The sequence below is a fragment of the Pseudomonas mercuritolerans genome (assembly GCF_025706525.1).
Taxonomy (GTDB): domain Bacteria; phylum Pseudomonadota; class Gammaproteobacteria; order Pseudomonadales; family Pseudomonadaceae; genus Aquipseudomonas; species Aquipseudomonas mercuritolerans.
On sequence record NZ_JAMSHA010000003.1, the window covers coordinates 660,460 to 674,225 of the forward strand.

Annotated in this window: 10 protein-coding genes; 1 reads left to right on the top strand and 9 read right to left on the bottom strand. The window is 60.3% G+C overall.

The genetic code is table 11. The features are described from left to right. Positions 1 to 281 precede the first annotated feature (281 nt). On the top strand, positions 282 to 956 hold the full coding sequence (locus tag ND528_RS11505; RefSeq protein WP_263470346.1) for a histidine phosphatase family protein: 675 nt from the start codon (positions 282 to 284) through the stop codon (positions 954 to 956). 109 nt (positions 957 to 1,065) lie between these two features. On the opposite strand, the gene mnmH is transcribed toward ND528_RS11505, so the two are convergent. The 9 genes from mnmH to ND528_RS11550 form a co-directional block, all read right to left on the bottom strand. Beyond that, positions 1,066 to 2,169: a tRNA 2-selenouridine(34) synthase MnmH gene (mnmH, locus tag ND528_RS11510; RefSeq protein WP_263470347.1), complete on the bottom strand. Its 1,104-nt coding sequence runs from the start codon at positions 2,167 to 2,169 to the stop codon at positions 1,066 to 1,068. Then, complete coding sequence (gene selD / locus ND528_RS11515; protein ID WP_130909700.1) at positions 2,169 to 3,203, bottom strand: selenide, water dikinase SelD; 1,035 nt, start codon at positions 3,201 to 3,203, stop codon at positions 2,169 to 2,171. The genes mnmH and selD overlap by 1 nt, the downstream gene beginning before the upstream one ends. A 173-nt stretch (positions 3,204 to 3,376) precedes the next feature. After that, on the bottom strand, positions 3,377 to 4,516 hold the full coding sequence (locus ND528_RS11520) for a hypothetical protein (RefSeq protein WP_263470348.1): 1,140 nt from the start codon (positions 4,514 to 4,516) through the stop codon (positions 3,377 to 3,379). A gap of 201 nt (positions 4,517 to 4,717) precedes the next feature. Then, positions 4,718 to 5,833: a hypothetical protein gene (locus ND528_RS11525; RefSeq protein WP_263470349.1), complete on the bottom strand. Its 1,116-nt coding sequence runs from the start codon at positions 5,831 to 5,833 to the stop codon at positions 4,718 to 4,720. Beyond that, entirely contained in the window at positions 5,823 to 9,407 is a 3,585-nt protein-coding gene (locus ND528_RS11530; protein WP_263470350.1) for a toxin VasX, read from the bottom strand. Before ND528_RS11530 ends, ND528_RS11525 begins: the two co-directional genes overlap by 11 nt. Beyond that, positions 9,404 to 10,270, bottom strand: a complete 867-nt coding sequence (locus ND528_RS11535) for a DUF4123 domain-containing protein (protein ID WP_263470351.1) — start codon at positions 10,268 to 10,270, stop codon at positions 9,404 to 9,406. Before ND528_RS11535 ends, ND528_RS11530 begins: the two co-directional genes overlap by 4 nt. Continuing rightward, complete coding sequence (tssI, locus tag ND528_RS11540) at positions 10,267 to 12,270, bottom strand: type VI secretion system tip protein TssI/VgrG (RefSeq protein WP_263470352.1); 2,004 nt, start codon at positions 12,268 to 12,270, stop codon at positions 10,267 to 10,269. The genes ND528_RS11535 and tssI overlap by 4 nt, the downstream gene beginning before the upstream one ends. Positions 12,271 to 12,539: 269 nt before the next feature. Continuing rightward, positions 12,540 to 13,496 carry a quinone oxidoreductase family protein gene (locus ND528_RS11545; protein ID WP_263470353.1) on the bottom strand — a complete coding sequence of 319 codons (957 nt, stop codon included), beginning with the start codon at positions 13,494 to 13,496 and terminating at the stop codon, positions 12,540 to 12,542. Positions 13,497 to 13,527: 31 nt separating this feature from the next. Beyond that, positions 13,528 to 13,701 carry a DUF1427 family protein gene (locus tag ND528_RS11550; RefSeq protein WP_073471384.1) on the bottom strand — a complete coding sequence of 58 codons (174 nt, stop codon included), beginning with the start codon at positions 13,699 to 13,701 and terminating at the stop codon, positions 13,528 to 13,530. Positions 13,702 to 13,766 lie beyond the last annotated feature (65 nt).

The window sequence follows — 13,766 nt, forward strand, 5'->3', positions numbered from 1 at the left end:
GAAGCATCCAGTCACAAATTGAAAACCGATCATAAAGTAGGCCTGCCGCCGCGCCTACACGAACCGTAACATCCTGTCGCTAACCTGCCTGCATGCCCGCAAAGGTTGCCGTTAGAGTGCTGCGCACTGGCCCGGATCGAACCAAACGGGCATTACAGGACTCTGAGCTATGCCTTTCTCGCAGAGGAAGCTGTTCACGACAGGGAAACACCCGGTGCTGGGAGCCCGCGGTGCCAAGGTTTGTCAGCCTTAACCGATTTTGCTGAAGAACCCTCGAATTGATGACGAACCTGATGAGTTTCGCCAAACGTTTCAAACATCGCGCGTACGTGGCCCTGCCCTCCCTGCTGGCAGTCAGCGCGCTGTTTCTCTCGCTTGAATCCAGTGAAAGCCGTGCACAACCGGCGGACGGCACGCAGACGCTGGTGTTCCTGCGCCACGCGGAGAAACCCGAAGGCGGCCTCGGCCAGCTCAACTGCCAGGGCCTGAACCGCGCCATCGACCTGTCGACCCTGCTGCCGGAAAAATTCGGCAAGGCCGACTACGTGTTCGCTGCCAACCCGACGCGCAACGTCGAGGAAGGCGAGCTGGACAATTCCTACAGCTACATTCGTCCGCTGATGACCATCAGCCCGGCCGCGATCAAGCTTGGCCTGCCGGTGAACATCGAGTTCTCCGCCAACGACACCAGCGATCTGGCCCGCGAACTGCTGAACGAGAAGTACCACAACTCGACGATCTACACCGCCTGGTCCCACGGTTATCTGCCGGATCTGATCAACAAGGTCGCTGGCAACGCAGTGGGCGAGCGGCAGAAAATCACCGATGACTGGGCCGGCGATGACTTCGACTCGCTGTATGTCCTGACCCTGAAGTGGCACAACGGCAAGGCCAGTTTGCAGAGCCATATCTACAAACAGGGGCTGGATAACGGCAAGGACACTTGCCCGACCTGAGTTTTGCAGCGCCTGACCTTACGTCTTCGCGAGCAGGCTCGCTCCCACAGGGGAACGCATTTCAACTGTGGGAGCGAGCCTGCTCGCGAAGAGGCCAGTCGCTTGCGCCTCAAACCTTCTGGCTCACCCGCTCGCGCAAATACTCGATCACCGCCTGACGCTCCCCGGCAAACTCGATCCGCCCGCCCTTCTTCTCGCGCTGGAATACATACATCGGGTCGTAATACTCACGCAGCAAACCCTCGATCCAGCCGCGATGCAGGTCCACCGCGCCGCTGCGGCCCTGCTCTGCCAGCGCCTGCTCCATCAACACCAGCATCCGCGAATGGCGCTCACCGCCGAGGCGTTTCTGTACGTTGTTGAGGCTTTCCAGCAGACGTTCGGAGAACAAGGCAAAACCGTTTTCACCGTGCACCGAGGCAAACTCCGCCGACAGATCGATGACGTAATCACGCAGGATCCGCTCGACACGATCCTCGAAACGATCTTCCAGCCAGACCATCGGGTACTGCTGCATGCCCTGATACAGCGGCAACGGCAAGGCGCAACTGCCGACCACACGGCTCTCGTCTTCGAGCACAAACTGCTCGATCCCGGCATCGCGCTTCTTCAGGAAGTCAATGGCCAGGCGATTCTCGAAATCGATGTTCGACGGCTGCCCGGTGGCGCGTTTGCCGAAACTGGAGCCGCGATGATTGGCGTGGCCTTCCAGATCCACACCGTTGCGCAACTGCACCAGCACTTCGGTCTTGCCGGTGCCGGTCATGCCGCCGAGCAAAACGAAATCACACTGCGCGATGGCCTGCTCAAGGGTGTCGATCAAAAAACTGCGCATCGCCTTGTAGCCGCCGCCGACACGCGGATAGTCGATGCCCGCCTCGTCGCGCAGCCACTGCTGGGTGATCTGCGAGCGCAAGCCACCGCGAAAACAGTACAGATAACCATCGGGATGAGCCCGGGCGAACTCGGCCCAGGCATGGATGCGCTCGGCCTTGACCGCGCCGGCCACCAGCTGGTGGCCCAGTTCGATCGCCGCCTGTTGGCCATGCTGCTTGTAGCAGGTGCCGATCTTCTGCCGTTCCAGATCATTCATCAGCGGCAGATTGACTACGCCGGGGAACGCGCCTTTGTGAAACTCGACCGGCGCGCGGGCATCCATCATCGGCCGGTCGTTGAGGAAAATGTCGCGGTAGTCGGTGCAGTCGCGGAGCATCAAATCACCTCGACTGCGTTCGTCTGTCGCTCAACCAGTTCGCCGATCGGCGCAAGGCTCAGGCCCAGTTCGGCGGCGACGCCGAGGAACTCGTCATTGCCTTCAGGCGTGACCGCAATCAGCAGACCGCCGCTGGTTTGCGGATCACACAGCACGCGTTTGTGCAACTCCTGCACGCGGCCAACCTTGCTCGAATAGCTGTCGAAGTTGCGCAGCGTACCGCCCGGCACGCAGCCCTGATCGAGGTAGTACTCGATGCTGTCCAGACGCGGCACGCGGTCGTAGGCGATGCGCGCGGTCAACTGGCTGCCGTCGGCCATTTCCACCAAGTGCCCGAGCAGGCCGAAACCGGTGACGTCGGTCATCGCGGTGACGCCGGCGAGTTTGCCGAAGCGGCTGCCGGGCTTGTTCAGGGTGCACATCCAGTCGCGGGCGACACCGACGTCGGCGGCGCGCAACTTGCCCTTCTTTTCCGCAGTGGTGAGGATGCCGATGCCCAACGGTTTGGTCAGGTACAACAGGCAACCGGCGGTAGCGGTGTCGTTGCGTTTCATGTGGCGCTTTTCCACAAGCCCGGTGACGGCGAGGCCGAAGATCGGCTCCGGCGCATCGATCGAATGCCCCCCCGCCAACGGGATGCCCGCCGCGTCACACACCGAGCGACCACCACGAATCACTTCCCGCGCCACTTCCGGCGCCAGCACATTCACCGGCCAGCCGAGAATCGCGATCGCCATCAACGGATCGCCGCCCATCGCGTAGATGTCGCTGATCGCGTTGGTTGCGGCGATGCGGCCGAAGTCGAACGGGTCATCGACAATCGGCATGAAAAAATCGGTGGTCGACACCACCCCGCGCTCGGCATCGATCGCATACACCGCCGCGTCATCACGCGATGCGTTGCCGACCCAGAGCTTGGGATCGAGGTTCTGTGCGCCGCTGCCGGCGAGGATCACTTCCAGCACCTGTGGGGAAATCTTGCAGCCACAACCGGCGCCATGGCTGTATTGGGTCAGACGAATCGGCTCGCTCATGGGAGAGTCTCTGGCAATGAATGGGGCGGATTCTAGCAGAGCGCGAGCGCGCAGATTTTTGTGCTGACCGAGCGGCCCCCTTCGCGAGCAGGCTCGCTCCCACATTTGTACGGTGGTCTCCTGTGGGAGCTAGCCCGCTCGCGAAAGCAATCGAACCTGCCTGCACCGTCCAGTCAGCCCCGCCTGCCAACCTCAGCGAAAATCTGCGTAATCGGCCGATGCGGCTGGCGCTTGTGCATCCGCCGCACTTGTTCACTCAGTCGCAACAGCTCTTCACTGGGCTTGGCCCATTGCTCTTCGGGCAGCGGCTCGGACCATGCACGCATGACTTCCGGCAGCGCCTGCTTGCCGATTCTTTCCAGACGGCGCACTTCCCATTCGACCAAACGGTTGGGAATCGTCCATAAAGTCATGACGTGATACAGGTACCAAAAAAATCCCGACAACCGCGAGCGGCGGCCTTCACGGATCTGCTGATGCATCCGCGCCCGGGCATTGCGAAAAGTGTGCAGGCCTTCGTGGGGCGGGTCGTCCGGGCCTTGAAGGTCTTGCAGGTCCTGGATCGATTTGAGGTCGTTGACCTCGTACTCCATGTAGCCACGAATCGCCTCCCAATGGCTGATCGCGAGCTCCAGGCCGGCGCATTGGAATTCCTGGCTTATGAGGGTTTCACCTTGGTAGAAACCGATGCCCATGCCGTATTGGCGGTGGATGCCAAACTGGGTGGCGCCTTTGGCTTCGATGATCCAGGCAGACAGCGATTCCCATGGCACGAAGACTGGCTCGATGGCGCCTTCGGGCATGAAGCAGACTTCGCGGCGTTGACGGTTGAAGCGGGTTGGGATGAGGGAGAGACGTTTTTTGTGGACGTGGTGCCAGACGCCCAGGCCAATAAGAAGGATCGAGGGGCCGCAGATTAATTGGTTCTTGTAAGCCTCTTCGAATACACCAATCATTGATTCCCAAATGGCCCCGTTCCCATAGCCAAAAATAATACCTAGCAAGCCGGTAAATAAAGGAAATAAAACAATGATCATAAAGGCGCCTGCGGTTGGCGCGCCGAGAATTACCTGCCACGAAAATACCTCTGGCAGTCCAAGCCCAAAGTCCATGTATGCTTCTTTTAACTCCCCAATGTGAGGCCCATAAGGCGGCATTGCTGTAGGTAATGGCAACGGTGCGACATAGGTAATTTTTCCGCTTGGGAACGGCTCTACATCACCCGCTCTTCTAATCACCTCAAATTGCTCATCAACAAGAGGCTCATTGTGATTATTCAGCATGGTCAGCCCATTCGAGGTATTGAGTTTCAACCAGCAGAACCATCGGGTTTTGCTTGACCGACCCGGTAGCAACAACTGAGAAATGGCCGTCACCCCGAGGGTCTCTCGCCTCGGCCAACATCAACCGAAACATCCGCATCCAACGCGGTCCTCTGTGGGAGCGAGCCTGCTCGCGAAGGCGCTCAAACAGGCAAAAAACCTCCCACCCTCTGGCCACAAAACTGCTCAACATCAGCACTCAGCCCGCCTGCAAACCTGAGCAAAAATCTGCGTAATCGGCCAATGCGGCTGGCGCTTGTGCATCCGCCGCACTTGTTCACTCAGTCGCAACAGCTCTTCACTGGGCTTGGACCATTGCTCTTCGGGCAGCGGCTCGGACCAGGCACGCATGGCTTCCGGCAGCGCCTGTTTGCCGATTCTTTCCAGACGGCGCACTTCCCATTCGACCAAACGGTTTGGAATCGTCCATAAAGTCATGACGTGATACAGGTACCAAAAAAATCCCGACAGCCGCGAGCGGCGGCCTTCACGGATCTGCTGGTGCATCCGCGCGCGGGCGTTACGGAAAGTGTGCAAGCCTTCGTGGGGTGGGTCATCCGGGCCTTGAAGGTCTTGCAAATCCTGAATCGATTTGAGGTCGTTGACTTCGTACTCCATGTAACCGCGAATTGCTTCCCAATGGCTGATCGCGAGCTCCAGGCCGGCGCATTGGAATTCGAGGCTGGTGAGAGTTTCGCCGTGATGAAAACCGATGCCCATGCCGTATTGTCGATGGATGCCAAACTGGGTGGCGCCTTTGGCTTCGATGATCCAGGCGGACAGCGATTCCCATGGGACGAAGACTGGCTCGCTGGCGCCTTCGGGCATGAAACAGACTTCGCGGCGTTGGCGGTTGAAGCGGGTTGGAATTAGGGAGAGGCGTTTTTTGTGGTGGTGGTGCCAGACGCCAATACCGATGAGCAAGATCAGGGGACCGCAAATTAATTCATTTTCCAACGCCACTTCGAATACACCAACCATTGATTCCCAAATCGCCTCGTTTCCATAGCCAAAAAGAATCCCTAGCAAGCCCGTAAATAAAGGAATTAAAACGAGAACCATAAAAGTTCCTGCGGTCGTCGCGCCGAGAATTAGCTGCCATGGGAATACCTCCAGTGAGCCGAGACCAAAGTCCATGTATCCGTCATTGAACGCTCCGATATGAGGTCCGTAAGGCGGCATTGATGTAGGTAATGGCAACGGTGCGAGATAGGTAATCTTCCCGCTTGGGAACGGCTCAATATCGCCCGCTTTTTTAACCCCCTCATATTCCGAACTGGAAAGAGGATTACTGCGATTATTCAGCATGGTCAGCCCATTCGAGGTATTGAGTTTCTACCAGCAAAACCGGAGGGTTGTCTTTAACCGAGCCGGGAGTTACTACAGCAAAATGACCGCTATCCAGAGGGTCAATATGAATCACGCGCGTTCTTGACTCCGCCCCACCTTTGCCATTGACGGTCTGGATACATATGGCAAGTTCGAGCGTTTCCTTTGCAGGCGTGTAGTCAGAATCGGGACGGATGGGGTACTGAAGACAAAGCACCAAACCATCTGGTGATGACTTCACGATTCGCAGACTGCTCAATATCTCCTCACTGATGACTTCCTTGCGTACTTGCGGCACACCGCGACCATGCAGCGGTGCAACAAGTCGATGGGCACCGATTCCCAAGCGTTGACTCGGTTTACCGTTTAACGGCGGCAGAAGATCGTTTAGCGCCAGCCTCGGCAGAACCAAATGAATATCACTGGGTTTGGCGCCAAATAATAAAGTCTTCAGCCAAGTGTCACTCGGATCAGGTCCTGATTGGGCGTAAGGAGCGTGTATCAAAAACGCCAGATAGTTTTGATAGTCATCCAGGGAGTGGTCACCGCGCATCTCTTCATTACGGCTCCAGGGCGTGATTTTCAACCACTTATCGTGGGCAGAGAGGTTGTAGCGATGGAATAGCCACGTTCCGACGAATTCCAGCACGGTGAACAATGCACCGGCGAGATTGAAGCGAAAAAATACAGTAGAAAGACGTGTGCCAGCGGCAGCCCACGCTGCTGCGCGTGCCGAACTGTTCGCTGCAGTCAGCACTTTAAAAGAAGCGTGAAAAGTGTTGCTCGCCCCATATCCGTTAGTTGCAACCATACCTGCGGCGCCCAACGTCGCCACCGCAGCCGCTTTCTGCTCAAATTGAGTGCCACTACGAATTGCATCTTGCCACTTTCGATCGCTAATTCTGAAGCTGGCAAACGAAGTTCTCAAACCCAGAACATAAGTAAACGCCCCCAACCCAACATGCAACTTCCCCATCTGCACATGAACCTGTCGCAGCGCTTCAACCTGCATGCTGGCAATAAGACTCGCGCTTCGAGCCTTGAGCGCCGTATCGGCGAGCCCTTGCGCAGCGGTAAATCCGGCTGCGCCTGTCGCGATTACGGCAGCAACAAAATCCGCCCGTTTCTTCCTGTCCCTCGTCTGCTTCATCACCTCTCGATAAACCCCCACCAAATTCACCACCTGCACCAACACCACCAACAACCCCATCCCCTCCGTCCGCACCAGACTCGCCTTCGAAACGCCCGCCACCCCCGCACGAATATTCTCCAGCAACCCACGCAATTCCCCGTGCTGCGCCGGCGGAAACACCACCGTCACGCCCGCTTTCGCCGGGGTGGCGCCATACAGCCGTGCCGAGCGATCCGGCAGTTCGTCAATCGGGCTTAACGCTGCCGCCAGCCTTCCTTCGAACAAGGCCAGTTGCGTGCGCACGCGGACGATTTCCTGCTGCAATTCCACCGCCCGGGCGGTTTTGTGGCCCTGGCGGTTTTTGTTGTGGGTGAGCTGGTTGCGTTCGCGGTTGAGGGTCTTCAGGTAGTCGCGTTCGCGCAGCACTTCCTTGATCGTGGCTTGCAGCGCTGATTGCTCCGCCGGGGTGGACACGGTGAAGGTCACGCCGCTGGTTCGTGCGGCGTCGAAGACGCGCAGGCGCAGGGCTTTGGGCAGGCGCTGGAACAGTTCGTCGAGGTCGGGGATTTTCTCGCCGGCAAGATCGAAGCCTTCCAGCGCCCGGCTCAGGCCGAGGTTCAGCGCCGGGCTGTAAGTGTCTTGCACCGCGTCCGCCAAGACGCGACTGTGTGCGGGCAGGTCGTCCAGTGCCGGCAGCTGCGGCTGCTCGATGCTCTGCAATTTGGCCAGCCAGTCCGGCAGGTTGTTGAACATCGCCATGCCGGCGTTGAACAGCGTTGAATATTGCCCGGCCTGTTCGGTCTGCAAGCGCAGCGGCAAGGTGTAGAACAGCGGGCGGGTCAGTTGCGGGTGTTGTTCGAGGTAACCGAGCATTTGTTCGTTGGCCGCGTCGCTGCGGCCGATGTCCTTGAGGCAGGCGTATTCGCTGGCGAGCGCCTGATCGATCTGCACTTGGCCGTCGAAATACCACGCCGAGCGATGGAAACGCCCGGCGCACAGCAGTTGCGCGCGGTCGGCGGTGATGCGTTCGAGCAGGCGATTCCAGCGTCCGAGGTTGTCGCGATGACTGTTCAGCACCTCGTCCATGGCCGGGCGGTCGATCAGGTCGTTGATGCCGCGTTTGCCGCTGAGCAGCGGGCCGTCGAGCACGTCTTTCATGCGTCGGCTCTGATCCTTGCCGAGCTCGACCAGTGTGCTCAGGTGACGCTCGACGAAGTCGGCCGGGGCGACTTCAGCAAAATATCCACGGGTGTAAAAGCGCCGATCCGCCTCGGCGGTGACGCGAGCGTGCGCGGTGAAATCAGGGGCGACGCCATCAAAGCGGTTCAGCGCCAATGACTCGTCCAAAGCCTTTTCGCGCTGTTGTTGCAGTTCAGGTCGAGCCTGAGTATCGGTCGGGACAACCTCACCACCTTTGTTTAAATACTCAAGCAATGCCTGCCGGGTATTTTCCCGATCCGGCTCGGGCAATTGCTCCAGTTCAGCGAACAATGCCTGGGCGCGCGGATCGTCGCTGGCCTTGGCCAAAGTGTCGAAGTCCTGAGATCCGAGCTGGCTCAGCGACTCGATGTAACTGGCCAGCAGATAGTCGCGCTCGTTGTTGTCGGTGTTGCTCCACTGCTCGATCCAGCCGACCACCAGGTCCTGATAATCAGCCAGATCGCACATCACGCCGAGGTCGTCGTTGACCAGCAGAAACAGCGTGTCGTCCTGATAAGGCCCGCGCACCCGACCAAGAAATTCGCCGATATGCGCCTCGCGAAAACGTCGCGGGTTTTCCCACAGATAGGGTTCGCGTTCGTGCTCGGGCGCATCGCTGACCTGCACCGTCGACATCCGCGTGGCGTCGGCCTCGGCCAGCGGTTTCGCTGTGCAGGCCACTTCCGCCAGCCACTGTTTCGCCTGGGCCACGGTGAGCAGATGCTCGCCGCCGATCAGACAATGCACCGGGCCAAGATCGACCGCCTGCATGAAGTGCTCGCGCTCCTCCGCGCTGTCCAGCACCTGTCGGCACTTCGCCGCGCTCAACTGCACGTCGGCGAAGGTCACGTAGAGGGTGCTTTTACGCGAGAAGATCAACGCCGGACGTTCTTCGATGGCGCTGCGCTGCTCCTCGCTGACGCTTTTGCCGCGATGCAGCAATGCGCTGATGACGCCGTTGAGCACGCGGTATTCGTACAGCTCACCGCTGAGACTGTCGACGATGTACAGCCAACCATCGCGCAGGCGGCGGATGCCCATGGGGCGCGTGGTCAGGGTGTACGGCAGCGTGAGTTCGCTGCTGGGGTCGAAGGGTTTTTCCACCAGGCCGTAAGCGAGGGGTAGCAGTTGCACGTGGGTGTTGCGCAAGGGGCAGGCGGCTGGCGCACCAATGGGCGCTTTCGAGGCGGCTAACGCATCGAGGTTGGCGGGATGGTTCATGATTGATGTCTCTCAGAGGCCCATCGAAAGGCCATTGCAGCGGCAATCGCAACGCGCTCGCCGGGGGATTGCAGCGAAGGCGTGTGCATCAGCTGATGGATCTGCGGATGCCGGCTGCACGTTGCATCGTCCAGCCATGCCACCACGTTGGCGTACAGCAGAATTTCGGACGGGCTGCTCAAGGCAAGCTCGCTGGCGTGGGCGTGGATGCGTTCCAGCAATTGCCAGCGTTCAACTGCCGTGTCCCCGACATGAAAGTCAGGAAAGTGCTTGAGCAGGTGCGTATCGATGTCGAGCAACACCCGCCGCCGATCCACCCGATCCAGCGCGGCATCCTGCTCGGCACTCAACCGATACGGCGCCACCAGCGCCCCACCCTGCCCGTGCCGAGGTCGCTGACAGTGCCAGACTTGCCGCGCACCATCCGCCGTGACCACACAACCCAGCGGCCCGAACAGACTCGCATCGCCGCTGGCAAACAGCGCCTGCGCCACCGCGGCATCCGCCAGCCGCAACAACACCGGCGAGCCGACCGGCAACTCGACGATCAGCAACTGGCGCAAATGCGCGACGATTTCATGCGCCGGCGCGGCGCTGAACAACAGCACGCCCCATTCCTGTTGGGCATGCTGGCAATAAAACCGCGCCACCGGATCGTCAGCGTCAGCGAGCGCCACCAGCAGCGGCGAGACGTCACGCAGGGCCGAAAACGGTGGCTGGTCGTACAGCGCGAAAGCGTTGGCGGCGGGATCGAGCCTTCGCAGTTGCGCCGGTAAATCCGTGATCGTCGCACCATCGAGCAGCACAAACGCCTGCTGCTCAGCCCACGGCAAACCTTCAGGCCAATCCGTCAAAAGGCTCATGCCTGGGCCGCCTCGCAGATCAGGCAACGCGAGGTCCGCGTGGTCAGCAGCGCATGCCGTTGCTGCACGGCATCGAACGTCGCCTTGAGCAACGGCGCAGCGCCCGGCAGCAAGGGTTCCGCTGGCAGACACACCGTCGGCGCGCCGCCCTGCACCACCGGCACACTGCTGAAAATGCCGGCGGCGCCGACCGTCAGCCAATGCCCGCCAGCAGCCAGAGTGATCTGCAGGCCGCTGTTGAAAACCACCTGCTCGCCCGCGCCGAAATGCAGCTGCTGCGCCGCACTGACGCGCTGGCTGGTGACCCGCACATGCTGCTCGCCCTGCACCCACAGATGATCGTCCTGCTTGAGTTCAGTCAGGCGATTGCCATGGGTCAGATGATGTTCCTCGTCACGCAACTCAAGGCTGGAGACGCCACCAATCACTTGGCTATGCAGGTTGTCGATCTGCACACGCAAGTCATTGAGCACGTGCTGCACCAAGTCGCGCTGCGCCCTGATGGAGATTTCTTCCGCGCCTTGCCGGTCCTCGATGCGCAGTTCGTTGTAACCACCGCCGCCGGGGCTGCTCTGGCTGCGCCAGATACTGCGCGTCTGTTGCGCCGGCAGGTCCAGTGGCACCGGCGTTTCGGCGTTGGGCAGGCAGGCGAGCACATGCGGTTTGTCCGGATCGCCATCGGTGAACCCCACCAGCACTTCCATACCGACGCGAGGAATCTGCACGCTGCCGTAGCGGTCATGCGCCCAGGCAGTGGCCACGCGCAGCCAGCAACTTGACTGTTCATCACGCTGGCCGTCGCGATCCCAGAGCATTTGCACTTTCACGCGGCCGTAGGCATCGCTGTAGATTTCTTCGCCGGGCGGGCCGGTCACCACCGCCAACTGACTGCCGCTGACGCGCGGTTTGACATGCTTGAGCTGCGGGCGAAACACCACGTCCCACGGTGTCGCGACGAAATGGTTGCGATAGCCCTGACTGAAACCATCTGCGTCAGCCTGCTCGGTGAACGCTTCCTCGAGCACTTGCGGCTGTTTACCGATGTGCTCGACCTCGGTCAGCAACCATAAATCGTTGCAGTCGGCGCGCGAGTAATCCGCCATGGTCATGAAACTGCCGCCGCGCATCAGCGCCTGATTGCTGCGCCCGTTAGCCAGACGATAGTCGGCACCATGGCGCTCCAGCGCACGCTGGCTGAGGTGCTTGCCGCGCTCGCGGTGGGTGAACTGGCCGGGAAACTCATAATCTTCCAGCAGCGGAACCCGCGCTGCACTGACCTTGGCGTCCAACTGCACTGCGGGCTTTTCGAAGTGATAGTCGCGGCGCTCGACGAGGTTGGAGCGTGGCTCCAGGCGCACAGTGAACTGCTCGATAACCGGCGCATCGGCAACCAGGCCGTTGCCCTGTAAATAGCGCGTCGTCACGTCGTGTTTGAGGAACGCCGTTTGATCGTCGCCGAACACCAACAGGTGCGCCTCACGGCGGTGGCGAAAGTGAAAGTGCAGGCCCTCCTCCTCGCACAGCCTCTGGATGAAGTGCAGATCGGATTCCTGGTATTGCACGCAATACACCCGCGCCGGGTACTCGGCGCTGAGCTGAAAATGCCAGGCATCGGCCTGCATGCCGTGATCGCTCAACACATTGGCGATGATCTGCGGCACGCTCAGGTTCTGGAAAATCCGCTGATTGCGCCGATGCGCGAGGTAGGCAAGGTGTGGCGCCAGGGTGATCTGGTAACGGCTCAGCCGAACACCGCAATCACCCTGGCCGACCCGATAGACCAGCCCGTGCATGCCGCTACCGTCGACACCGAAACAGAGAAAGGCCGGCCGATGCAGCAAGCCTTCCAGATCCACATCGGGCCGCTCGCTGACCAGCTCGAGATCCAGTTCGTAGGTCTGGTTGAGCACTTCCCGGGTGCGAAAACCGAACACTTGAAGATCGTGGGAAACGCCTTCTATCTCGAGAGTGAAAACAACGGGCCTGCCAGCGATGCGCATCCACCTGTCCCTGTGTCTGAGTGAAAGACGGGACTGTGCAACGGTGCACTGCAATGGGTGAAGTCAGACCTTTCCCTGTTTTGCCGGTCTGCGAGCGAAAAGGACGTGGCCCACAGAGAAGGGGCCGGGATCCTACGGAAATGATCCCGGATCCTATGTATTCCCTGTGAGAGCGAGCCTGCTCGCGAAAAACGGTGTGTCAGTCGCCGACTGTTTAACTGATCCACCGTCATCGCGAGCAGGCTCGCTCCCACAGGGTTTTGCGTGAGTCAGGGCAGCAAGATGATCTTGTCGCCACCGCCCTGATTGACCTCTTCATAGCGCGCCAGCCCTTCAGACAGCGGCACCTCCACCAAGCCCTGCGGCAGCGGCAAGCGATCCTCATCGAAGAACCGCCCGAACTGCTCGAGCATCGCCGCGCACGCCTCAACGCCGTACAACAAGGAGTTGATCCCGACCACCGAGCCGCCTTTTCGATAGAGCGCCAGCGCCGGCAATTGCACGTGGCCGTCGACCGGCGCGGCGATGATGGCGATGCGGCCGAAGGTGGCCAGTGCGGCGACCGAGGCCGGCAGCCAGAAACCGGTGGTGTCGAAGATCACATCGGCGCCGCCGCGATACACCGCGTTGACCTGGACACCGAGGTCTTCTGGCTTATCCAGTTGAATCGTCTGATAGCCCTGCTTCTGCAAATCGGCTACCTGCTCGGGCCGGCGCGCCGCCGCCAGCAATTGCGCGCCGCGCACTTTTGCCAGGGCCAAAGCCGCCGTGGCCACTGCCCCGCCGCCGATCACCAGCAAACGCGTATCGGCGCTGACCAGGCTGCGTTCCAGCGCATCCCACGCCGTGGTGTACGGCACGCCAAGGCTGGCCGCCTGAGCAAAACTCAAATGCGCCGGTTTGTGCGCCACGCCGCTGGCCGGCAATTTGACGAATTGCGCATGGGCGCCGTCAGCGAAGAAGCCCAGTTCGCGCCCGGTACCCCAGACTTCTTGACCGATCAGTGCTTGCGGCCCCTCGACCACCACCCCGGCAAAATCCCGCCCGGGAACCCGTGGCAGCGTGGTGTAAGGAAAACGCCCGAGGACGTTTTTCACATCGCTGGGATTGAGGCCGGCAGCCTTGATCTGCACCAGCACTTCATCGGCGCCGGGCACCGGGGTCGGAACGTCGACGAAACGCAGGGAAGACAGGTCGCCGGTCTGATCGAATTGCAACGCTTTCATGGGCACATCCACCGAAAAGAAAAAGGGAAATTCAGGACAACCAGCCAGCGACCAGTTGCCGGCCCAGCGGCCACAACTGCTCACCGGCCAACATGCCGAGCAGGCCGACCAGCGCGATCGCCGGTGGTGCGGGAGAACGGAAATCGAGCGCGCCGTAGAGCAGGCCGACGCCCAGGCCGATGGCCAGAGAAATGAGGTAGTTCATGGGGGAACTCCGCCGCGATAAGTGATGGGCAGAGTCTAGGGAAACGGGCGGAGCGGTATCGGCCA